The organism is Streptococcus sp. WB01_FAA12 (genome assembly GCF_012843315.1).
GTDB lineage: Bacteria > Bacillota > Bacilli > Lactobacillales > Streptococcaceae > Streptococcus.
In genome coordinates this window covers 520,919-542,477 of record NZ_JABAEX010000001.1, presented here as the reverse complement: position 1 = coordinate 542,477, position 21,559 = coordinate 520,919, and the positions used below count along the sequence as shown (strand labels likewise).

22 protein-coding genes and 1 pseudogene are annotated in these 21,559 nt (G+C 42.0%); 20 read left to right on the top strand and 3 right to left on the bottom strand.

What is annotated here, in order from left to right:
• Positions 1 to 20: 20 nt before the first annotated feature.
• Positions 21 to 1,376: pseudogene (locus HF881_RS02695) on the top strand (IS3 family transposase).
• Between the two features lie 43 nt (positions 1,377 to 1,419).
• Here HF881_RS02695 and HF881_RS02690 read toward each other — a convergent pair.
• Positions 1,420 to 2,604: a cation diffusion facilitator family transporter gene (locus HF881_RS02690; RefSeq protein ID WP_169446320.1), complete on the bottom strand. Its 1,185-nt coding sequence runs from the start codon at positions 2,602 to 2,604 to the stop codon at positions 1,420 to 1,422.
• A 307-nt stretch (positions 2,605 to 2,911) separates the two neighbouring features.
• Between HF881_RS02690 and HF881_RS02685 the strand changes: the two genes are divergently transcribed.
• From HF881_RS02685 to yaaA, 4 genes are all read left to right on the top strand, one after another.
• Positions 2,912 to 5,608, top strand: coding sequence for a cation-translocating P-type ATPase (locus HF881_RS02685; RefSeq protein ID WP_169446319.1), 2,697 nt, complete (start codon positions 2,912 to 2,914; stop codon positions 5,606 to 5,608).
• 104 nt (positions 5,609 to 5,712) lie between these two features.
• Positions 5,713 to 6,123 (top strand): peptide deformylase, encoded by a 411-nt coding sequence (locus HF881_RS02680; protein WP_169446318.1) that lies wholly within the window; start codon positions 5,713 to 5,715, stop codon positions 6,121 to 6,123.
• Positions 6,124 to 6,134: 11 nt separating this feature from the next.
• The gene (locus tag HF881_RS02675; RefSeq protein ID WP_169446316.1) at positions 6,135 to 7,730 is read left to right on the top strand and encodes a hypothetical protein; all 1,596 of its coding nucleotides are present in this window, start codon (positions 6,135 to 6,137) and stop codon (positions 7,728 to 7,730) included.
• 76 nt (positions 7,731 to 7,806) lie between these two features.
• Positions 7,807 to 8,535 carry a peroxide stress protein YaaA gene (gene yaaA, locus HF881_RS02670; protein WP_169446315.1) on the top strand — a complete coding sequence of 243 codons (729 nt, stop codon included), beginning with the start codon at positions 7,807 to 7,809 and terminating at the stop codon, positions 8,533 to 8,535.
• A 31-nt stretch (positions 8,536 to 8,566) separates the two neighbouring features.
• Here the strand turns inward: yaaA and HF881_RS02665 are convergent, their stop codons facing one another.
• Positions 8,567 to 9,115, bottom strand: coding sequence for an NADPH-dependent FMN reductase (locus HF881_RS02665; protein ID WP_169446314.1), 549 nt, complete (start codon positions 9,113 to 9,115; stop codon positions 8,567 to 8,569).
• Between the two features lie 248 nt (positions 9,116 to 9,363).
• Here HF881_RS02665 and HF881_RS02660 point away from each other — a divergent pair, with 248 nt between their 5' ends.
• The 15 genes from HF881_RS02660 to HF881_RS02590 all read left to right on the top strand — a co-directional run bounded on the left by HF881_RS02660 (position 9,364) and on the right by HF881_RS02590 (position 19,982).
• On the top strand, positions 9,364 to 9,840 hold the full coding sequence (locus HF881_RS02660; protein ID WP_169446313.1) for a DUF5590 domain-containing protein: 477 nt from the start codon (positions 9,364 to 9,366) through the stop codon (positions 9,838 to 9,840).
• A gap of 9 nt (positions 9,841 to 9,849) precedes the next feature.
• Positions 9,850 to 11,028, top strand: coding sequence for a pyridoxal phosphate-dependent aminotransferase (locus HF881_RS02655; RefSeq protein WP_169446312.1), 1,179 nt, complete (start codon positions 9,850 to 9,852; stop codon positions 11,026 to 11,028).
• A gap of 149 nt (positions 11,029 to 11,177) precedes the next feature.
• The gene (gene asnS, locus HF881_RS02650; RefSeq protein ID WP_169446607.1) at positions 11,178 to 12,524 is read left to right on the top strand and encodes an asparagine--tRNA ligase; all 1,347 of its coding nucleotides are present in this window, start codon (positions 11,178 to 11,180) and stop codon (positions 12,522 to 12,524) included.
• 148 nt (positions 12,525 to 12,672) lie between these two features.
• Positions 12,673 to 12,963: a 30S ribosomal protein S6 gene (rpsF, locus tag HF881_RS02645; RefSeq protein WP_001151782.1), complete on the top strand. Its 291-nt coding sequence runs from the start codon at positions 12,673 to 12,675 to the stop codon at positions 12,961 to 12,963.
• Positions 12,964 to 12,974: 11 nt separating this feature from the next.
• Positions 12,975 to 13,445 (top strand): single-stranded DNA-binding protein SsbA, encoded by a 471-nt coding sequence (gene ssbA, locus HF881_RS02640; protein ID WP_000609594.1) that lies wholly within the window; start codon positions 12,975 to 12,977, stop codon positions 13,443 to 13,445.
• A 31-nt stretch (positions 13,446 to 13,476) separates the two neighbouring features.
• Complete coding sequence (gene rpsR / locus HF881_RS02635) at positions 13,477 to 13,716, top strand: 30S ribosomal protein S18 (RefSeq protein WP_000068664.1); 240 nt, start codon at positions 13,477 to 13,479, stop codon at positions 13,714 to 13,716.
• A 303-nt stretch (positions 13,717 to 14,019) separates the two neighbouring features.
• Positions 14,020 to 14,529, top strand: a complete 510-nt coding sequence (locus HF881_RS02630; protein ID WP_169446311.1) for a GNAT family N-acetyltransferase — start codon at positions 14,020 to 14,022, stop codon at positions 14,527 to 14,529.
• Positions 14,530 to 14,611: 82 nt separating this feature from the next.
• A complete protein-coding gene (locus tag HF881_RS02625) occupies positions 14,612 to 16,012 on the top strand; it encodes a bifunctional Cof-type HAD-IIB family hydrolase/peptidylprolyl isomerase (protein WP_169446310.1) in 1,401 nt (466 codons plus the stop codon).
• Between the two features lies 1 nt (position 16,013).
• Complete coding sequence (locus HF881_RS02620) at positions 16,014 to 16,373, top strand: S1 RNA-binding domain-containing protein (RefSeq protein WP_038805977.1); 360 nt, start codon at positions 16,014 to 16,016, stop codon at positions 16,371 to 16,373.
• Between the two features lie 33 nt (positions 16,374 to 16,406).
• A complete protein-coding gene (locus HF881_RS02615; RefSeq protein WP_169446309.1) occupies positions 16,407 to 17,153 on the top strand; it encodes a tRNA1(Val) (adenine(37)-N6)-methyltransferase in 747 nt (248 codons plus the stop codon).
• Positions 17,143 to 17,427, top strand: coding sequence for a GIY-YIG nuclease family protein (locus tag HF881_RS02610; RefSeq protein WP_169446308.1), 285 nt, complete (start codon positions 17,143 to 17,145; stop codon positions 17,425 to 17,427). The genes HF881_RS02615 and HF881_RS02610 overlap by 11 nt, the downstream gene beginning before the upstream one ends.
• Before the next feature lie 85 nt (positions 17,428 to 17,512).
• Positions 17,513 to 18,448, top strand: a complete 936-nt coding sequence (locus tag HF881_RS02605; protein WP_169446307.1) for a manganese-dependent inorganic pyrophosphatase — start codon at positions 17,513 to 17,515, stop codon at positions 18,446 to 18,448.
• Positions 18,449 to 18,533: 85 nt separating this feature from the next.
• Positions 18,534 to 19,046, top strand: a complete 513-nt coding sequence (locus HF881_RS02600; RefSeq protein WP_169446306.1) for a YiiX/YebB-like N1pC/P60 family cysteine hydrolase — start codon at positions 18,534 to 18,536, stop codon at positions 19,044 to 19,046.
• Positions 19,030 to 19,680 (top strand): DUF1803 domain-containing protein, encoded by a 651-nt coding sequence (locus HF881_RS02595; protein ID WP_169446305.1) that lies wholly within the window; start codon positions 19,030 to 19,032, stop codon positions 19,678 to 19,680. The genes HF881_RS02600 and HF881_RS02595 overlap by 17 nt, the downstream gene beginning before the upstream one ends.
• Positions 19,681 to 19,781: 101 nt before the next feature.
• Positions 19,782 to 19,982 (top strand): CsbD family protein, encoded by a 201-nt coding sequence (locus HF881_RS02590; RefSeq protein WP_033584493.1) that lies wholly within the window; start codon positions 19,782 to 19,784, stop codon positions 19,980 to 19,982.
• Between the two features lie 37 nt (positions 19,983 to 20,019).
• Here the strand turns inward: HF881_RS02590 and HF881_RS02585 are convergent, their stop codons facing one another.
• Positions 20,020 to 21,465, bottom strand: coding sequence for a UDP-N-acetylmuramoyl-L-alanyl-D-glutamate--L-lysine ligase (locus HF881_RS02585; RefSeq protein ID WP_169446304.1), 1,446 nt, complete (start codon positions 21,463 to 21,465; stop codon positions 20,020 to 20,022).
• Positions 21,466 to 21,559: the final 94 nt, after the last annotated feature.

Here is a 21,559-nt window from a genome sequence, read left to right as displayed (position 1 = left end):
AACTTTTGGGGTGTTTTATTATGAAATTGAGTTATGAAGATAAAGTTCAAATCTATGAACTAAGAAAGCAAGAACAAAGCTTCAAACAGCTTTCAAAAAGATTTCAAAAAGATTTCAAAAAGATTTGGAGTGGCTGTTTCTGGTCTAAAGTACATGGTGCAATTAATCAACCGTTATGGAATAGAAATCGTTAAAAAGGGGAAGAATCGATACTATTCCCCAGAATTAAAACAAGAAATAATCGATAAAATTCTGCTGGAAGGTCATTCACAAAGAAGTGTTAGTCTTGATTATGCCCTCCCAAACCAAGGAATGCTTCCAAATTGGCTGGCACAATACAAGAAAAACGGGGTATACTATTGTTGAGAAAACAAGAGGGAGACTAGCTAAAATGGGATGTAAACGGAAGAAAACTTGGGAAGAAATGACAGAACTAGAGCGACTTCAAGAGGAGAATGAACGTCTACGTACTGAGGTGGCCTACCTAAAAAAGTTAAAAGAGTTGGAGGAAAGGGACGAAGCCTTAGAGCGAGAAAGGCAGAGACAGTTAGAGAAATGGTTTCAGGAGGATTTCGACTAGATTTACTTCTTGAAACAGCACGTTTAGCTCGCTCAACTTACTATTATCAGTTGAAACAGCTGGATGGGTTTGATAAAGATAAAGAGCTTAAAACCGAAATTCAAGCCATTTATAATGAACATAAAAGCAACTATGGCTATCGTCGAATCCATTTAGAATTAAGGAATCGTGGTTATATGGTGAATCATAAGAAGGTTCAACGGCTGATGAAAATTCTTGGTTTAACGGCTCGTATCCGTCGAAAACGGAAGTATTCCTCTTATCATGGAGAGGTAGGGAAGAAAGCAGAGAATCTCATTCAACGCCAATTTGAAGCAGCCAAACCAATGGAAAAGTGCTACACAGATGTAACAGAGTTTGCCATTCCAAACAGCACTCAGAAACTCTATTTATCGTCCGTTTTAGATGGCTTTAACAGCGAAATTATTGCCTATCATCTTTCTAGGTCACCGAACTTGGTACAAGTGAAAGCTATGCTGGAGCAGGCCTTTACAGAGAAACACTATGAAAATACCATTTTACACTGTGACCAAGGCTGGCAATACCAACATGATTCTTATCATCGGTTTCTAGAGAGTAAGGGAATTCAAGCATCCATGTCACGCAAGGGCAACAGCCCAGACAATGGTATGATGGAGTCCTTCTTCGGTATTTTGAAATCGGAAATGTTTTACGGTTATGAGAAGACCTTGAGCAAGCTATTGTGAACTACATTGATTATTACAACAACAAACAAATCAAGCTCAAGCTAAAAGGACTTAGTCCTGTGCAATACAGAACTAAATCCTTTCAATAATTAATTGTCTAACTTTTTGGGGTCAGTACATGACAGGATTTCTCTATTCTTTTTTGGTTTCCTGGTGGAAGATATTTTGCCAAGTTTCATGGCGACGCCAGATACTGGTGTGGACGATGCCATCTAGCTCATAGCAAATGAGCTTGGTTTTCTGACTAATGGAGGTAATCTGAATGTCCTTAATCGCTGCTTTAAGTTCTGTTTCAGACTTATAAGCTTCTTTGTCCATCTGCTCGCCATCTTGACGGATATAGATAAAGTCTTCAGCAAGGAGTTCTTCTAGTTGATTTCCCTGGTCAATCAATTGCTCGCGCATGAGTAGTTTTTTATAGACATTGTCCAAAATTTCGTCTTCAGGTATAGGAGCAGGTTCGATATGGACATCGGTATCAAAGACTCCAAAACGCTCTTCCAGCATGGATTCGACCTGATCCGCAATTTCGTGACTTTCATAGACTGATAGATCGGGATTCATCTCCAGCGTGATATCAAGGTAGATATTGCTACCGTAGGTACGCCCTCTTTGGGACTTGACCTTACTAATCTTTGGAATCTCCATGATGGCCTTCTGGTAGTCTTCCAGCAGACGGTCGTCAAAACCATCTGAAAGACTAAAGGAAGACTCGATAAAGATATCGTAGGCTGTCTTTAAGATAAAGAAAGTGATAATGATAGCGACCAATTTATCCACGATTGGATAATTGAAACTGCTGGCTAGGATAGCAATGGAAGTCCCAAGTGAGGTGACAGCATCGGAAAGATTGTCCTTAGCAGCTGTCTTGAGAGCCTTGGATTTGGATTTCTTACTGAGGCGAGTATTATAGAGATAAACGGCAAACATGACTGCCGCAGAGACGACTCCGAGAGTTGCACCCAGTGGGTCGATAACTGTTTGTTCCTGACTGAGAATTTTTTGAATGGTGTCACGAAGCACATCAAAACCAACATAGAACATGATGATGGAAGTGATCAAACTAGCCAAATCTTCAATCTTCCAGTGACCAAAGCGATGGTCACGGTCTGCAGGCTGGCGTGCCATCCGAATCCCAATCAAGAGAGCAACATTTCCGATAATATCGGATACGTTGTTGAAACCATCTGCCACCAAACTGGAGGAGTGAAGGAGGTGGCCAGTCGCTAATTTTGCCGCAGACAAGAGCAGGTAGGTCGAAATGCTGATAATGGCGCCACGTTCCGCCAACTTAAGATTTGACATGGATTGGTTCATCGGACTTCCTTTCTAGAGCTGAGATTCTGTTTTCATTATACTGGTTTTCATGGGAAAATTCAAATTTAGTCTTGTTTCATCGGATTTTAATTCTTGAAAATTGTTCAAATTTTGATATAATAGTACTACTCAAGGGAGTAGCTGGCAGAAACCTGTGATAGTGTCGTCATTCCGAATTGTATACTGCAAAGTATTCTTTCCGGCGCTATCTTAAACAGCGAGACTTGTTATGATTAACAGGTCTCTTTTTGTTTGTCATAAAACCAAAAGAGAGCTTGTTTTGCACACAAAGTCAAGGAGGAGACACATGTCAAAAGAACAAAAACGCCAAGCGTTTTATACTCAGAGTCCTGAAGAGGTCTTGAAGTCAGTTGAAGCAACTGAGCAAGGTCTTTCGTCAAGCGAAGCGCAGAAACGCCTAGCTGAATATGGGCGCAATGAACTCGAAGAGGGTGAGAAAAAAACTCTCTTGGTTAAATTCATCGAACAGTTTAAGGATTTGATGATTATCATCCTAGTTGCTGCGGCTATTTTGTCAGTCGTAACTTCTGGTGGAGAAGATATCGCAGATGCCATTATCATTCTAGCCGTGGTTATCATCAACGCTGCCTTTGGTGTTTACCAAGAAGGAAAAGCAGAAGAAGCCATCGAAGCCCTCAAGTCTATGTCTAGTCCAGCTGCTCGCGTTATTCGTGATGGGCACATGGCAGAGATTGATTCCAAAGAATTGGTGCCAGGAGATATCGTTGCCCTTGAAGCAGGTGACGTAGTACCAGCAGACCTACGTTTGCTAGAAGCCAATTCACTTAAAATCGAAGAAGCTGCCTTGACAGGTGAGTCTGTTCCAGTTGAAAAAGACTTGACAGTCGAGCTTGCTGCCGATGCTGGTATTGGTGACCGTGTCAATATGGCCTTCCAAAACTCAAACGTGACCTATGGTCGTGGTCTTGGTGTTGTTGTCAATACAGGTATGTACACGGAAGTTGGTCATATCGCTGGCATGCTCCAAGATGCGGATGAGACGGATACACCACTCAAACAAAACTTGAATAACCTTTCTAAGGTCTTGACCTATGCAATTTTGGTCATTGCCCTTGTTACTTTTGTAGTTGGAGTCTTCATTCAAGGTAAAGATCCACTTGGTGAGTTGATGACCTCTGTTGCGCTTGCTGTTGCAGCCATTCCAGAAGGACTTCCTGCTATCGTGACCATCGTTCTTGCCCTTGGTACTCAAGTTTTGGCAAAACGAAACTCTATCGTTCGTAAGTTGCCAGCAGTAGAAACACTTGGTTCAACAGAAATCATCGCTTCTGATAAGACTGGTACGCTAACTATGAATAAGATGACCGTCGAAAAAGTCTTCTATGATGCAGTTCTACATGATTCAGCTGATGATATTGAACTAGGTCTTGAAATGCCTCTTCTTCGTTCAGTTGTCTTGGCTAATGATACCAAGATTGATGCTGAAGGAAACCTGATCGGGGATCCAACAGAAACAGCCTTCATCCAGTATGCCTTGGATAAGGGATATGATGTTAAAGGATTTTTAGAGAAATATCCTCGTGTGGCTGAGTTGCCATTTGACTCGGATCGTAAGCTCATGTCAACAGTTCACCCATTGCCAGATGGTACATTCCTTGTGGCGGTTAAGGGAGCTCCAGACCAACTTTTGAAACGTTGTGTTGCTCGTGATAAAGCTGGAGATGTCGCTCCGATTGATGGGAAAGTCAATGACTTAATTCACACAAACAACTCTGAAATGGCTCACCAAGCTCTGCGCGTGCTGGCTGGTGCTTATAAGATTATTGATAGCATTCCAGAAAACCTCACTTCTGAAGAACTGGAAAACAACTTGATCTTTACTGGTTTAATCGGTATGATTGACCCAGAACGTGCCGAAGCAGCAGAAGCTGTTCGTGTCGCTAAAGAAGCTGGTATTCGTCCAATCATGATTACGGGTGACCACCAAGATACAGCAGAAGCCATTGCCAAACGTTTGGGAATTATCGATGAAAATGATTTAGAAGACCATGTTTTGACTGGTGCTGAGCTCAACGAACTGTCTGATGAAGAATTTGAAAAAGTAGTTGGTCAATACTCTGTTTACGCGCGTGTATCTCCAGAACATAAGGTTCGTATCGTGAAAGCTTGGCAAAACCAAGGTAAGGTCGTTGCCATGACAGGGGATGGTGTTAATGATGCGCCAGCTCTGAAAACAGCTGATATCGGTATCGGTATGGGAATCACTGGTACTGAGGTTTCTAAGGGTGCATCTGATATGATTCTTGCGGATGATAACTTTGCGACCATTATCGTCGCAGTTGAAGAAGGACGTAAGGTCTTCTCAAACATTCAAAAGACTATTCAATACCTACTTTCTGCCAATACGGCTGAAGTTTTGACCATCTTCTTATCAACCTTGTTTGGTTGGGATGTCTTACAGCCAGTTCATCTTTTGTGGATCAACTTGGTAACCGATACCTTCCCAGCCATCGCTCTTGGTGTTGAACCAGCTGAGCCAGGTGTTATGACCCACAAACCACGTGGACGCAAATCAAGCTTCTTCTCAGGTGGGGTCATGAGTTCTATCATCTATCAAGGTCTCCTTCAAGGCGCCCTTGTCTTGACTGTTTATGGTCTTGCTCTTGCCTATCCAGTCCATGTAGGAGATAATCAAGCAATTCATGCGGATGCCCTTACTATGGCCTTTGCAACACTTGGTTTGATCCAGCTCTTCCATGCTTACAACGTCAAGTCTGTTTACCAATCCATCTTGACAGTTGGACCATTCAAGTCTAAGACTTTCAACTGGTCTATCTTGGTATCCTTCATTCTTCTTATGGCAACGATCGTCGTAGAACCACTTGAAGGTATCTTCCACGTAACCAAACTGGACTTGTCACAATGGGCCATTGTTCTAGCTGGAAGCTTCTCAATGATTATCATCGTAGAAATCGTTAAGTTTGTTCAACGTAAACTTGGTCTTGATAAGAACGCGATTTAAAAAGAAAGTCATCTTCGGATGGCTTTTTTTGCATTTGAGGGAAAGGACTAGAAGTTACCCCCTTTTATGCTATAATAAAGTAAAGTTGTAAGGAGTGTAAGAGAATGGAAAAGAAAATTGTCCGAGATGTCCTATTCTTGTCACAGGTCTCGAAACCTGCAAGTCAGGAGGACCTTTATCTGGCTAAGGATTTGCAGGATACCCTGCTGGCCAATCGCGAGATCTGTGTCGGTCTGGCGGCTAATATGATTGGGGTGCAGAAGCGCGTGATTATCTTTAATCTTGGCCTAGTTCCCATGGTTATGTTTAACCCTATTCTCCTTTCCTATAAAGGACCTTATGAGACAGAGGAAGGTTGTTTGTCTTTGACTGGGGTTCGAACGACGACTCGTTATGAAACGATTACGGTTTCCTATCGCGATAGCAAGTGGCAGGAACAGACCATTACGTTAACAGGCTTTCCAGCTCAGATATGCCAACATGAACTGGATCATTTGGAAGGACGAATTATTTAGGAGGAAATCAGATGAAACGTATAATCTTTGAACTTGTTTTTATCGCAACGACTTGGTATATCTTTTTGCCACCCTTCAATCTGACTAGCTGGGAATTCATCTTCTTTCTCTGTGGGCATCTGGTGGTGATGGGGATTTTGTATAGTTTCCGCAAGGATACCAATCTCCTCAAGACAGTTCATGTACGTCATGGCAAGGTTGCCAACGAACTCAATCTAGAAGGGCTTCATTTTAATAAATTAGGTGGAGGATTGTTTCTGACTGCAGGTATCATCTTTGCCCTTGCTGGTCTGGTAAGCCTAATAACCTCTAGCTTTTTCCAAGCAAAAAACTATGCTAATGTGGTATCTATCACAGAAAAAGATTTTAAAGATTTTCCTAAGAGTGATACCAGTAAGGTTCCAATTCTAGATCGGAGCACTGCTGAAAAGATCGGTGACCGTTATCTAGGCTCTCTGACGGATAAGGTCTCCCAGTACGTGGCAGCAGATACTTATACCCAGCTGACAGTTGATGGCAAGCCCTACCGGGTGACACCTTTGGAGTATGCCGACCCGATCAAATGGTTTAATAATCAGTCCAAGGGAATTGGCGAGTATATCAAGGTTGATATGGTGACAGGAAATGCGGAATTGGTGGATTTGAAAACGCCGATGAAGTATTCGGACTCCGAGTATTTTAACCGAGACGTCAAACGCCATCTTCGGATCAAGTACCCAACCAAGATTTTTAAAATGCCATCCTTTGAGGTGGATGATGAAGGCAATCCCTTCTATGTAGCAACCGTTTATCAAAAGCAGTTTGGTCTAGGAGTACCTCGTCCTTCATCTGTTGTTATCTTGGATGCTACTAATGGAGAAACTAAGGAATACAGCTTGGATGAAGTCCCAGAATGGGTGGATCGTGTCTATCCAGCGGAAGAAACCATCGAGCAAATCAACTACAACGGCAAGTATAAAGACGGCTTCTGGAATGCCTTGATTTCTAAGAAAAATGTTACCCAAACGACAGAAGGCTATAACTATCTTTCTATCGGAAATGATATTTATCTCTACACAGGGGTGACTTCAGCAAACGCCGACGAAAGTAATCTAGGTTTTATCCTTGAAAACATGCGTACAGGTGAAATCACCAAGTACAATCTAGCATCAGCAACCGAAGAATCAGCCCGTGCTTCCGCAGAAGGAGCAGTGCAAGAGAAAGCCTACAAGGCTACCTTCCCTATCCTTGTCAATCTCAACGACAAACCGCTCTATATCATGGGCTTGAAGGATAATGCAGGCTTGGTCAAGGAGTATGCTTTGGTCGATGCAGTGGAGTACCAAAACGTCATCGTAGCAGCTACAGTAGATGAGCTCCTCAGCAAATATGCCAATAAAAATGACCTCGATCTGGATAATGAAACGGTAGAAAACATTAAGGGGATCGTCTCAGACCTTAAATCAGCTGTGATTAAGGGTGATACCGTCTACTTCTTCAAAGTTGATGGCAAGATTTATAAGGTCAAGGCTTCAGTGTCAGACGACCTTCCTTACCTTGAAAATGGCCAATCTTTCGAAGGTCAAGTTGGAAAAGATAACTATCTCAAGACCTTTAAGGTCAAGTAAAAGAAATCTCGGTATGAACCGAGGTTTTTCAGATGAAATTCTTGGTCGTGGTTGAAAAATATGCTACACTAACAATATGAAAATTTTAATCCCAACAGCAAAAGAAATGAACACAAATCTTCCTTGTATTGAAGCGCTTCCCTTGAGGGAAGAAAGTCAGGCAGTTCTTGATTCACTAGCGCACTACTCAGCTAGTGAATTAGAGACTTTTTATAAGGTATCTGCCGAGAAAGCAGAAGAAGAGTACGTTCACATTCAAGCTCTAAAAGATCACAGGGCTAAACATTATCCAGCCCTGAAACTCTTTGATGGTCTCATGTATCGCTACATCAAACGAGATGGGTTAACCGAGGCTGAACAAACCTATCTTGAAGATCATGTTTTAATTACATCAGCTTTGTATGGAGTAGTTCCAGCCCTATCTCCAATGGCTCCTCACCGTTTGGACTTCTTGATGAAGTTAAAAGTCACTGGTAAGACTTTAAAGAGTCATTGGAAGTCAGCCTACAATGAGGCGCTAGAGGATGAGGACTTGATATTTTCTCTCTTGTCATCAGAGTTTGAAACAGTATTTTCTAAGGAAATCAGAGAAAAGATGGTGACCTTCAAATTTATGGAGGACAAGGGTGGTCAGTTGAAAATACACTCAACTATTTCAAAGAAAGCGCGTGGGGCCTTTTTGACAGCCCTGATAGAAGGGCAAGTCCAAACAGTCGAACAAGCTCGCAAGCTCCGCTTCGCAGGCTTTGACTACCGACCTGATTTATCAGGTGATTTAGAACTCGTCTTTGTGAAACAAGCATAAAACCAGCTCGAATGAGCTGGTTTTTGCTTGATTAGTTGATGGCTGCAAGAAGGTCGTCAGCTTGTTTTGCAAGTGATGAGTCAGCTGCTTTGTCTAGCACCAATTTTCCGTCTGCCCAAGCAGAGTCATTGACACGAGCGGCAGTAAAGTCACCAACGACTTGTGTACGGATAAATGGCAAGAGGTCTTTGTAAATCGCAAAGAGTTGCTCGTGACCTGCATTGGCTACAGATGAGACAGTAACAAACTTGTCTTGAAGGGCAGAAGCACTACGTGTATCTGTCAAGTCAAGGGCGCGGGAGAGCCAGTCAAGCAAGTTCTTCACTGTTCCAGGGATAGAGAAGTTGTAGACTGGAGAGAAAATCCAGATAGCATCCGCAGCAAGGACAGCCTCGCGAGCAGCGGTTACAGCTGGATGAGTTGGAATTTCAAGGTCTTGGCTAAAGAGAGGAACAGCAGAGTAGTCAAGATAGCTAACTTCCGCTTTTCCAGCAAGTGCTTTCTCAGCTTCGAGGGCCATTTGGTGGTTGAAAGAACCTTGGCGTAGTGAACCGACGATAAATAGTACTTTTTTAGACATGATATGTCTCCTTTAGTTTAAAATTTAAAGAGCGAACTCTTTTGTCACCATTTATGTTACAACAAATAATACTAATTAGCAATAAATGTGCTCAGCTAAGTTTACTTGTTAGGGGTGGAAAGACTTAGTTCTGAGAAAGCAGTATTTGATAGACAGACAAATATTGTATTTAATTTCAAGGGGAAAATAATCTCGGAATGTTCCTGTCTTCACTTGTAATAAAGGAGGAGAGATGGTAAAATAGACGAGTGAAACTAAGACAGAAAAACGCAAAAAACAAGCTACTTTTACAGTATGGAATCGGCATTACTTTAGTATTACTAGTCATGACCACTTCCTTCCTTTACCTGATTTCTCTCAGTATGAAGCCCTATCAGGATGCTAGGGTTGAGGGAGAAAAACTAGCCAAGCAGTATGCAGAATTGGAAAAGGCAGATCAGGTTGATTTTTATAATGGTTCGGAAGCTTATTACAGCCTTCTGGGCCATAATAAAAAGCAAGAGGCCATTGCCGTACTGATTGAAAAGAATGACCACAAGATTTACGTTTATCAACTAGATAAGGGGATTTCTCAAGATAAGGCAGCGACGATTTCGAGGGAAAAAGGAGCTAGCGATATTGACAAAGTCACCTTTGGTCGCTATCAGGACAAGCCGATTTGGGAAGTCAAGTCAGGAAACCACTACTATCTGATAGATTTTGAAACTGGAGCATTGATCCAATAAGGAGGGCATATGAAACTATCCAAGCGTGTACTAGAAATGGAAGAGAGTGTCACTCTAGCCAGTGATGCAAGAGCCAAAGAGTTAAAAGCTCAAGGAAAAGATGTTCTTTTCTTAACCTTGGGACAGCCAGATTTTCATACTCCTGAAAATATTCAGGATGCGGCGGTGGAAGCGATTCGAGATGGACGCGCTTCCTTTTATACAGTTGCTTCAGGTCTACCAGAGCTAAAGGCAGCCGTGAACACTTATTTTGAACGCTACTATGGCTATTCCGTAGCAGCCAACGAGGTTACCTTTGCAACAGGTGCTAAGTTCTCTCTCTATACCTTTTTTATGGCCGTGGTCAATCCAGGTGATGAGGTCATCATCCCTACACCATACTGGGTCAGCTATGGAGACCAAGTCAAAATGGCAGAAGGAGTGCCAGTCTTTGTCCAGGCCAAGGAAGACAATCACTTTAAAGTAACAGTAGAGCAGCTAGAAGCAGCCCGAACAGATAAGACCAAGGTCTTGGTTCTTAATTCACCATCGAATCCGACAGGTATGATTTACTCTCGTGAGGAACTCTTGGCTATCGGAAATTGGGCTGTTGCGCATGATGTCCTCATCCTAGCAGATGATATTTATGGTCGTTTGGTTTATAATGGGAACGAATTTGTTCCAATCTCTAGTTTATCAGAAGCAATTCGCAAGCAAACCATCGTGATTAACGGTGTATCTAAGGCCTATGCTATGACTGGTTGGCGAGTAGGTTATGCTGTGGGAAATCCTGAAATTATTGCTGCCATGAGCAAGCTAACAGGTCAAACAACCTCTAATCTGACAGCAGTATCTCAATATGCAACGATTGAGGCGCTGACTGGACCGCAAGACTCTGTTGAAACCATGCGCCAAGCCTTTGAAGAGCGTTTGAATACCATTTATCCTCTCTTGTGCCAAGTCCCAGGTTTTGAAGTTGTCAAGCCCCAAGGTGCCTTCTATCTCTTCCCAAATGTTAAAAAAGCGATGGAAATGAAGGGTTATACCGATGTGACAGAGTTTACAACGGCTATTCTCGAAGAAGTCGGCCTTGCCTTGATTACAGGAGCTGGATTTGGAGCACCAGAAAATGTTCGTCTCAGTTATGCCACAGACTTGGATACATTAAAAGAAGCGATTCGCCGTTTGCATCAATTTATGGAAAAATAAAACTTAGAATCTTCGCCTTTTTAGCGAAGATTTTTTGTAACGAAAATCTCGCGATTTTTCTCTATTAGAACCTAGCTATCACAGTCTATTTATGGTAAAATAGTGGGTAATGATGTCTTCGGACAAGTTAAACGAAAAAAGGAAGATAGATTATGACAAAACGTGTAACAATTATCGATGTAAAAGACTACGTTGGTCAAGAAGTGACCATCGGAGCTTGGGTTGCCAATAAATCAGGAAAAGGGAAAATTGCCTTCTTGCAATTGCGTGATGGAACTGCCTTTTTCCAAGGAGTTGCCTTCAAACCAAACTTTATTGAAAAATTCGGCGAAGAAGTTGGTCTTGAAAAATTTGAAACCATCAAACACTTAAGCCAAGAGACTTCTGTTTATGTGACAGGGATTGTCAAAGAAGATGAGCGTTCTAAGTTTGGCTATGAGCTCGATATTACAGACATCGAAGTCATCGGTGAATCACAAGATTATCCAATCACTCCAAAAGAACACGGAACAGACTTCTTGATGGACAACCGCCACTTGTGGCTCCGTTCTCGTAAGCAAGTAGCAGTCATGCAAATCCGTAACGCTATCATCTATGCAACCTATGAGTTCTTTGACAAGAATGGCTTCTTGAAATTTGATAGCCCAATTTTGTCAGGAAATGCGGCAGAGGATTCAACTGAACTCTTTGAAACAGACTACTTTGGAACGCCAGCCTACTTGAGCCAATCAGGTCAGCTTTACCTAGAAGCAGGCGCTATGGCCCTTGGTCGTGTCTTTGACTTTGGTCCAGTATTTCGTGCGGAAAAATCAAAAACGCGCCGTCACTTGACTGAGTTCTGGATGATGGATGCGGAGTACTCTTACTTGACACATGATGAGTCACTTGACTTGCAAGAAGCGTATGTTAAAGCCCTTCTTCAAGGTGTTCTTGACCGTGCTCCTCAAGCATTGGAAACTTTGGAACGTGATACAGAGCTTTTGAAACGCTACATTGCAGAACCTTTCAAACGTATTACTTACGATCAAGCCATTGACCTCTTGCAAGAGCATGAAAATGATGCTGATGCTGACTACGAGCATTTGGAACATGGAGATGACTTTGGTTCACCTCATGAAACTTGGATTTCAAACCACTTTGGTGTACCAACCTTCGTTATCAACTACCCAGCGGCTATTAAGGCCTTCTATATGAAACCAGTTCCTGGCAATCCAGATCGCGTGCTTTGTGCAGACTTGCTGGCACCGGAAGGCTACGGAGAAATCATCGGTGGTTCTATGCGTGAGGAAGACTACGATGCCCTTGTCGCTAAGATGGAAGAACTTGGAATGGATCGTACAGAATACGAATTCTACCTTGACCTTCGTAAATACGGTACTGTACCACACGGTGGATTTGGTATCGGTATTGAGCGTATGGTAACTTTCGCAGCTGGAACCAAACACATCCGTGAAGCTATTCCATTCCCACGTATGTTGCACCGTATCAAACCATAAATTAGCAAAAAGAAGATAATTTCATCTTCTTTTTTCACTTTTATCTTGCTATCTATCAGTTTTTCTAGTATAATAGTTTATTGTGAGCAAACCTCACTTACCCCTTGCAAAGTCTTGGGGTCATTAGACCAAAAGGAGGAACATATCAATGGCTAAATACGAAATTCTTTATATCATTCGTCCAAACATTGAAGAAGAAGCGAAAAACGCTTTGGTAGCACGTTTTGACTCTATCTTGACTGACAACGGTGCAACTGTTGTTGAATCAAAATCATGGGAAAAACGTCGTCTTGCATACGAAATCCAAGATTTCCGTGAAGGACTTTACCACATCGTTAACGTTGAAGCAAACGATGACGCAGCTCTTAAAGAGTTTGACCGTCTTTCAAAAATCAACGCTGACATTCTTCGTCACATGATCGTCAAACTTGACGCGTAAGAAGGTAAACTATGATTAACAATGTTGTACTTGTAGGGCGTATGACACGTGACGCTGAGTTGCGTTATACCCCATCAAATGTAGCAGTTGCGACTTTTACTCTTGCAGTAAACCGTACATTCAAGAGTCAAAATGGCGAACGTGAGGCTGATTTCATCAATGTCGTTATGTGGCGCCAACAGGCTGAAAATCTTGCTAACTGGGCTAAAAAAGGCTCTCTTATCGGGATCACAGGTCGTATCCAGACTCGTAGTTACGATAACCAGCAAGGACAACGTGTCTACGTAACAGAAGTCGTGGCTGACAATTTCCAAATGTTGGAAAGCCGTAGCGTGCGTGAAGGACATACAGGTGGGGCTTATTCTGCACCAACTGCTAGTTATACAGCACCTACGCAATCAGTACCAGACTTTTCACGTGATGAAAATCCATTTGGAGCAACCAATCCGTTGGATATTTCAGATGATGATTTACCATTCTAATGGACAATTAATACTATAAAGGAGAAAAAACATGGCTCAACAACGTCGTGGCGGATTCAAACGCCGTAAAAAAGTTGATTACATCGCAGCAAACAAAATTGAATATGTTGATTACAAAGATACTGAGCTTCTTAGCCGTTTCGTTTCAGAACGTGGGAAAATCCTTCCACGTCGTGTAACAGGAACTTCAGCTAAAAACCAACGTAAAGTAACAACAGCTATCAAGCGCGCTCGCGTAATGGCTTTGATGCCTTTCGTAAACGAAGATTAAAAAAAGGGGTCCAGCGGACCTCTTTTTCATGAGCTCGGAAACAAGAAAGCGAATTAAGACCCTTACGGGTCTTTTTTTCACGAGCTTTGAAATGAGAAGGGGAGTTCGGTCTGTGGGCCCTCTTTTTCAGCCCCAATAGGTCTTTTCTTCAGGTTCGTGTGGCCCTCTTTTTCAGACTTTTTCAGGCCTCGGTTGGACAGAGCTACTTTTTGACCTAGTAAGCTGCTTTTTTCTTACTAGGTTATTTCTTTTAATTTTTATTATCGTGCTATAATGGTAGGAGAAAGTTTAAAGGAGCAGCTTATGAAGACGACATGTTCAATTAGAAAAATGCAAGAATCTGACATTAAAGATCTATCTCGAGGATTTATCAGCCAAGGTTGGCCAAGTAGAGAGGAGATTTTAACTCGATACTTCAAGGAGCAGGAAAGTGGAGAGAGGGAAGTATTAATTGCTGATCTTACTAGTGCTGTAGCGGGCTACATTACTATTATACCCGATGCTAAACATGGTCCTTTTGCAGAAGTCTATCCAGAATTATCAGATTTCAATGTCTTTGAGCCCTTTCAAAATCAAGGAATTGGAAACCTCTTGATGGAAGAAGCTGAAAATCAAGTTAAGCTCATATCGGATAAGGTGACCCTTGGTGTTGGGCTCCATTCAGGGTATGGACCTGCCCAGAGATTGTACATAAAACGAGGCTATATTCCAGATGGAACGGGAGTTTGGTATCGAAACCAACCCTTGGAAATGAATGCCACTATTCAAAATAATGATGATTTAGTTCTGTACCTATCCAAGAAATTCGAATAAGAGATAGTGAATTTCTTTGAAGATAGGGGATTTCTCTACTTTATGGTATAATGGAAAGAGTGATGGAAAAGAGGTAGAGAAGATGGATGCAAAATTAAAATACAAGGCAAAGAAGATTAAAATCATCTTTTTTGATATTGATGATACCTTGCGTACGTCAAAGACAGGTTTTATTCCAGCTACGATTCCTACTGTCTTTAAGCAGTTGCGTGAAAAAGGGATTTTGACAGGAATTGCTTCTGGGCGTGGCATTTTTGGTGTTGTTCCAGAGATTCGTGAGCTCAAGCCGGACTTTTTTGTAACCTTGAATGGTGCCTATATAGAAGATAAAAAAGGAAATGTCATTTATCAAAATCAGATTAAGAGGCCAGATGTTGAGGAGTATATCTCTTGGACCAAGCGAGAAGGGATTGAGTACGGCTTGGTTGGCAGTCATGACGCCAAACTCTCCACTCGGACAGAAATGATCAGTGAGGCGATTGATCCGATTTATCCAAACTTGGATGTGGATCCTGACTTCCATGAAAAAGTAGATATTTATCAGATGTGGACCTTTGAAGATGAAGGGGATGACTTGCACTTGCCAGATTCATTGTCGGATAAACTTCGCATGGTGCGTTGGCATGAACATTCATCTGATGTGGTACCAATTGCAGGCTCAAAGGCTGCTGGTGTGGCAAAGGTTGTAGAACACCTAGGATTGAAACCAGAGAACGTCATGGTCTTCGGAGATGGCCTCAATGACTTAGAACTCTTTGATTATGCAGGAATTAGTATTGCCATGGGAGTTTCCCACGAAAAGATCAAAGAAAAAGCAGATTATATTACAAAAACAGTAGAAGAAGATGGCATTTTTGATGCCTTAGAAGGATTTGGTATGGTAGAAAAAGAATTGCATTTCCCACAAGTAGACATTGAAACAGTAGAGGGTCCTCTAGCGACTATTAAGACAAATCACGGAGACTTGCGTATCAAGCTCTTCCCTGAACATGCTCCTAAAACAGTAGCAAACTTTGTCGCTCTTTCAAAAGATGGTTACTATGATGGAGTGATTTTCCATCGCATTATCAAGGACTTTATGATCCAAGGTGGAGACCCAACTGGTACTGGTATGGGTGGGGAGTCAATCTACGGTGACTCTTTTGAAGATGAATTTTCAGAAGAACTCTATAATGTTCGTGGCGCTCTTTCTATGGCCAATGCTGGTCCAAATACCAATGGAAGTCAGTTCTTTATCGTGCAAAACCAACACTTGCCATACTCTAAGAAAGAGATTGCGCGTGGTGGTTGGCCTGAACCAATCGCTGAGATCTATGCAGAACAAGGTGGAACTCCTCACCTTGACCGTCGTCACACTGTTTTTGGGCAATTGGTCGATGCAAAATCTTTTGCAGTCTTGGATGCCATTGCAGCTGTTGAAACTGGTGCTATGGACAAGCCAGTTGAAGATGTAGTAATTGAGACGATTGAAATTGAGGACTAATATGAAAATTGGTGATAAGCTAAAGGGGCGTATTACAGGAATCCAGCCCTATGGTGCCTTTGTCGAATTAGAGACAGGGGTGATTGGGCTGATTCATATTTCAGAGATTCGGACAGGATTTATCGAAAATATCTATGAAGTTTTGAAAATTGGTGAAGAAGTGCAGGTTCAGGTTGTTGATTTAGACGAATTTTCAGGTAAAGCCAGTCTATCTATTCGCACTCTGGAGGAAGAAAAACACCAACTACCAAGACGGAGACGTTTTTCAAATGATCGTATCAAGCACGGTTTTGCACCACTTGGGCGAATGATGCCAATCTGGACAAAGGAAGCCCTCAACAATCTGAGAGAAAAAAACTAGTCTATTAGATTTCGTATTTTTAAAAATCAATATATGGAAGAACAATTATTAAAACCAGGAGAGCGCATCAACCAGCTCTTTTCGACAGATATCAAGATCATTCAAAATAGAGAAGTATTTAGCTATTCGGTGGATAGTGTTCTCTTGTCACGCTTTCCTCGCTTCCCTAAAAATGGCTTAATAGTGGATTTTTGTGCTGGAAATGGTGCAGTGGGACTTTTTGCAAGTAGTCGTACAAGGGCAAAAATTCTCTCTGTAGAAATTCAGGAGCGTTTGGCGGATATGGCAGAGCGTTCGGTTCAGTTGAATGGTTTGGAAGAGCAGATGCGGGTCATCTGCGATGATTTGAAAAATATGCCTGCCCACATCCAAGGAAGTAAGGTGGATATGATTTTGTGCAATCCGCCTTATTTCAAGGTGGATCCGCATTCTAATCTCAACGAGAGTGAGCACTACCTTCTGGCCAGACACGAAATTACGACTAACCTAGAAGAAATCTGTCGAAGTGCTCAGAGTATTCTCAAGTCTAATGGCCGTTTGGCCATGGTTCATCGTCCAGATCGGCTCTTGGATATCTTAGACATGCTTCAACGCCATAATTTGGCACCCAAGCGCCTGCAATTTGTCTATCCTAAACGTGAGAAGGAGGCCAATATGCTCTTAATCGAAGCTATCAAGGATGGCTCGACGAGTGGCTTTAAGGTCTTGCCACCTCTCATCGTTCACAATGATGATGGTTCCTATACACCAGAAATTCAAGAGATTTACTATGGATCATAAAGCCTATATGTATGTGGTGGAGTGTCGCGACGGTTCTTACTATACGGGCTATACGATAGATGTGAAGAAACGCCTTGCCGTTCATAATAGTGGTAAGGGAGCCAAGTATACCCGACCCCGCTTGCCAGTCAAACTCATCTATGCTCAAGGTTTTGCCAGTAAGGAAGAAGCCATGTCTGCAGAGGCTCTCCTCAAACGCAAGAAACGTCCACAGAAAGAACGATTTTTATCCGAAAATCAAGAGAAAAATCTAGTCAATGATATTGATGTCTAATGAGGAGTCCTTTGGCTCCTCGTACTTTTGTCAAAAAAGAAAAAAAGTGCTACAATAAGATGAATAAATTTAAAGAGGTATTATCATGTCTAAGATTCTAGTATTTGGTCACCAAAATCCAGACTCAGATGCCATCGGGTCATCTGTAGCCTTTGCTTATCTTGCAAAAGAGGCTTATGGATTGGACACAGAAGCAGTTGCTCTCGGTACTCCAAACGAAGAAACAGCCTTTGTTTTGGACTATTTTGGTGTGGAAGCACCGCGTGTTATCACATCTGCTAAAGCAGAAGGTGCAGAACAAGTCATCTTGACTGACCACAATGAATTCCAACAGTCTGTATCAGACATCGCTGAAGTAGAAGTTTATGGTGTTGTAGACCACCACCGTGTGGCTAACTTTGAAACTGCAAGCCCGCTCTACATGCGTTTGGAGCCAGTTGGATCAGCTTCATCAATCGTTTACCGCATGTTCAAAGAACACGGTGTAGCAGTTCCTAAAGAAATTGCAGGTTTGATGCTTTCAGGTTTGATTTCAGATACCCTTCTTTTGAAATCACCAACAACTCACCCATCTGATAAAGTCATTGCTCCTGAATTGGCAGAATTAGCGGGCGTGAACTTGGAAGAGTACGGTCTTGCTATGCTCAAGGCTGGTACGAACTTGGCAAGCAAATCTGCTGAAGAATTGATTGACATCGATGCTAAGACCTTTGAACTCAACGGAAATAAGGTTCGTGTTGCCCAAGTAAACACAGTTGATATTGCTGAAGTCTTGGAACGCCAAGCAGAAATCGAAGCAGCAATGCAAGCGGCTAATGTAGCAAACGGCTACTCTGACTTTGTCTTGATGATTACAGACATCGTAAACTCAAACTCAGAAATCCTTGCTCTTGGGTCAAACATGGACAAGGTCGAAGCAGCCTTTAACTTCAAACTTGAAAACAACCACGCTTTCCTTCCAGGTGCCGTTTCACGTAAGAAACAAGTGGTGCCTCAGTTGACTGAAAGCTTTAATGGGTAAGTTCCTGAGTGATAATTGAAACGAGGAAACTTTAGTTTCCTTATAGCTAAAGGGGTCTCGGCTCCTTTTTTTCTAGGAGAGAAAGATGTTAGAAAATGGCGATTTGATTTTTGTGAAGGATCTTTCAGATATGGGGCAGGCCATCCAGGCTTCTACTGGGAACTATAGTCATGTAGCCATCTTTTTGGATGGTTTGATCTACCATGCTAGTGGGCAAGCAGGCGTCATCTGTCAAGAACCAGCAGACTTTTTTGAATCGACTCATCTCTACGATCTCTATACCTATCCAGAGATGGAAGCTGACTTGGTAAAGAAAAGAGCTAGCAATCATTTAGGTGCACCCTATAACGCCTCTTTTTATCCAGATGGGAATGGCTTTTACTGCTCCCAGTACATCGCTAAAATTCTCCCTATTTTTGAGACCATTCCGATGCAATTTGGGGATGGGGAGCAGGAAATTAGTGATTTTTGGAGAGAATATTACAGAGAGCTAGGTTTGCCTGTTCCTCTAAACCAAGCTGGGACCAATCCTAGTCAATTGGCAACATCACCTCTGTTAGAATGTAAAGAAAGGAATCTTCATGATTCAGATTTTTAATCCCTCCCGTTTGACTCGACAGCCATTTTTTATAGATTTGGTTGACTATCTGGACCATCATGACGATGTGATTCTCCGAGAAATCAAGGCTCAGTTTCCAGATGTGGCAGTTGATAAACTCATGGAAGAGTATATAAAGGCGGGCTTGATCCGAAGGGAAAACAAACGCTATTCCCTCAATCTCCCTTTTCTAGAATCGATAGACAATCTATCCCTTGACCAAGAGATTTTTGTCAGAGAGGACAGTCCAGTCTATCAAGCCTTGCTAGAGAAGACTTTTGAGACAGAATTGCGCAATCAAACCAATGTAGCTATCTTAGTTGAAAAGACTGACTTTGCGCGAACAAAAATGACCCTGTCTAATTATTTCTACAAGGTCAAGAATCAATATCCTTTGGCACAAAAACAGCAGGAACTCTATGCCATTTTGGGAGATGTCAATCCTGAGTACGCCCTCAAGTATATGACGACTTTTTTACTGAAGTTTCTCAAAAAGGACCAGCTGATGCAGAAACGCCGTGATATCTTTGTGGACAGTTTAGTCGTCTTGGGTTATATTGTTCAAAACGAAGAAGGAAAGTATGAGTTGGCTGTTGATTTCGACAAGGAATGGTTGACTTTCTATTTACCTTAATTGCTTCATTTTGAGCAGATTGTTTGACTTTGCTAAAGAATAAGCATAAACTGAATGTAAGCGATAACCATTATCGTATTAAAAGCAAAGGAGACAGAGCTATGTCACTTGAAAATAAATTGGATCAAGCAACTGGTGCTATCAAAGAAGGATTTGGTAAAGTTACTGGCGATAGCAAGACAGAAGCAGAAGGCACTGTAGAAAAAACAGTTGCGAAAGCAAAAGAAGTAGTTGAAGAAGCTAAAGGCGCTGTAGAGGGTGCCGTTGAAGGCCTTAAAAACTCATTTAAGAAAGAAGACTAAAAAAATCAAGGGAAAAGCTTCCCTTGATTTTTTGATTTTATAGATAACGTTCTGCGATAGCTGCGTCTCCAGGATAGTCTTCTTTTTTTCCTTGGACAATCTGGTAGCAATCAGCTCCCTTACCAGCAATAATCACGGCATCGAGTTCTTGATTTGTGATGGCCATCGCTGCCTTGATAGCTTGTTCACGATCGGCAATCTTTTCAACAGGATGACTGATATAGCTACTGATTTCATCCGCAATGGCCATTGGATCTTCATAGTTTGGATCATCAGCTGTGAGAAAGACTTGAATCTCAGGGTGTTGATTGAGGAGGAGGCCAAAGTCTTTGCGACGACTTTCACCCTTGTTTCCAGTCGAACCGAGAACCAGAGCAATCTTTCCAGTTTGATGGGTTTCAACAACAGAAATCAGTTTTTTCAGACTATCGCCATTGTGGGCATAGTCGATGAAGACCTTGGCACCATTTTTCTGTGTGAGGACTTCCATACGTCCAGGAACGCGGGTTGTGGCGATTCCTTTTTTGATGTCTTCAAGACTGGCTCCGAGACGAAGGCAGGCAAGTCCTGCAGCAACTGCATTTTCTTGGTTAAAGTGACCGATGAGTTGAATATCATAATCTCCAGCAAGTTTACCAGTAGCTGAAAAGCTAAAGGCTTTGGAATTCTCGATTTGGTTATTTGACTGGCTACCATAGAAGTCATGCTCTTGATGTTCCACTTGTTCTTTTAGTACAGAAAAGTGATCCATGTCGCTGTTAATGACAACTGCTCGGCTATTTTTCATCAAGAGACGTTTGTGGTAGAAGTAATCTTCAAAGCTAGGATGCTCAATCGGTCCGATATGATCAGGGCTGATATTGAGGAAAACTCCTACATCAAAAGTCAGACCATAGACGCGTTTGACCAGATAGGCTTGACTGGAGACTTCCATGATGAGATGGGTTCTACCATTCTTAACAGCCTGAGCCATCATATCAAAGAGATCGATACTTTCTGGAGTTGTGAGGGCAGACTTAAAGAAGGTCTTACCATCTAAGGTCGTATTCATGGTTGACAGCATAGCTGGGCGATGGTGTTGAGCTAAGATGTTATAGGCAAAATAGGCCGCTGTTGTCTTACCCTTGGTTCCAGTGAAGGCGAGAATTTTGAGTTTCTCTTGTGGATTACCATAAAACTCCATAGCAATCAAACTCATGGCTTTCTTAATATCGCTCACGACAATAACAGGAATACCAACTTCGTAGTCTTGCTCAGCTATATACCATCCGAGACCATGTGTAATAGCAGAGGTAAGGAATTCTTTTTTAAAAGAAGCTCCCTTAACGAAAAATAGGCTCTGTTCTTTAACTTTACGACTGTCGTAACTGATGCTGTCAAAAACAACTTCGCTGTAGTTGTAGTGGTAATGACCTTGGTCAATAATCTCACGAAAAAGGCCATCTTTCTTTAATATATTTAATACGGTTTCAATCTTAATCATACTTTCTATTATAAACTTCAAGTCTGAATTTTACAAGTAACAAGGAAAAGTTTATAATGGAAGATAGGGAACTTTTCCTAGTTATCAAAATTGA

Coding starts and splice junctions, on each gene's coding strand:
- HF881_RS02690 (WP_169446320.1), bottom strand. CDS start 2,604: ATGAACCAATCCATGTCAAATCTTAAGTTGGCGGAACGTGGCGCCATT.
- HF881_RS02685 (WP_169446319.1), top strand. CDS start 2,912: ATGTCAAAAGAACAAAAACGCCAAGCGTTTTATACTCAGAGTCCTGAA.
- HF881_RS02680 (WP_169446318.1), top strand. CDS start 5,713: ATGGAAAAGAAAATTGTCCGAGATGTCCTATTCTTGTCACAGGTCTCG.
- HF881_RS02675 (WP_169446316.1), top strand. CDS start 6,135: ATGAAACGTATAATCTTTGAACTTGTTTTTATCGCAACGACTTGGTAT.
- yaaA (WP_169446315.1), top strand. CDS start 7,807: ATGAAAATTTTAATCCCAACAGCAAAAGAAATGAACACAAATCTTCCT.
- HF881_RS02665 (WP_169446314.1), bottom strand. CDS start 9,115: ATGTCTAAAAAAGTACTATTTATCGTCGGTTCACTACGCCAAGGTTCT.
- HF881_RS02655 (WP_169446312.1), top strand. CDS start 9,850: ATGAAACTATCCAAGCGTGTACTAGAAATGGAAGAGAGTGTCACTCTA.
- rpsF (WP_001151782.1), top strand. CDS start 12,673: ATGGCTAAATACGAAATTCTTTATATCATTCGTCCAAACATTGAAGAA.
- ssbA (WP_000609594.1), top strand. CDS start 12,975: ATGATTAACAATGTTGTACTTGTAGGGCGTATGACACGTGACGCTGAG.
- rpsR (WP_000068664.1), top strand. CDS start 13,477: ATGGCTCAACAACGTCGTGGCGGATTCAAACGCCGTAAAAAAGTTGAT.
- HF881_RS02630 (WP_169446311.1), top strand. CDS start 14,020: ATGAAGACGACATGTTCAATTAGAAAAATGCAAGAATCTGACATTAAA.
- HF881_RS02625 (WP_169446310.1), top strand. CDS start 14,612: ATGGATGCAAAATTAAAATACAAGGCAAAGAAGATTAAAATCATCTTT.
- HF881_RS02620 (WP_038805977.1), top strand. CDS start 16,014: ATGAAAATTGGTGATAAGCTAAAGGGGCGTATTACAGGAATCCAGCCC.
- HF881_RS02615 (WP_169446309.1), top strand. CDS start 16,407: ATGGAAGAACAATTATTAAAACCAGGAGAGCGCATCAACCAGCTCTTT.
- HF881_RS02610 (WP_169446308.1), top strand. CDS start 17,143: ATGGATCATAAAGCCTATATGTATGTGGTGGAGTGTCGCGACGGTTCT.
- HF881_RS02605 (WP_169446307.1), top strand. CDS start 17,513: ATGTCTAAGATTCTAGTATTTGGTCACCAAAATCCAGACTCAGATGCC.
- HF881_RS02600 (WP_169446306.1), top strand. CDS start 18,534: ATGTTAGAAAATGGCGATTTGATTTTTGTGAAGGATCTTTCAGATATG.
- HF881_RS02595 (WP_169446305.1), top strand. CDS start 19,030: ATGATTCAGATTTTTAATCCCTCCCGTTTGACTCGACAGCCATTTTTT.
- HF881_RS02590 (WP_033584493.1), top strand. CDS start 19,782: ATGTCACTTGAAAATAAATTGGATCAAGCAACTGGTGCTATCAAAGAA.
- HF881_RS02585 (WP_169446304.1), bottom strand. CDS start 21,465: ATGATTAAGATTGAAACCGTATTAAATATATTAAAGAAAGATGGCCTT.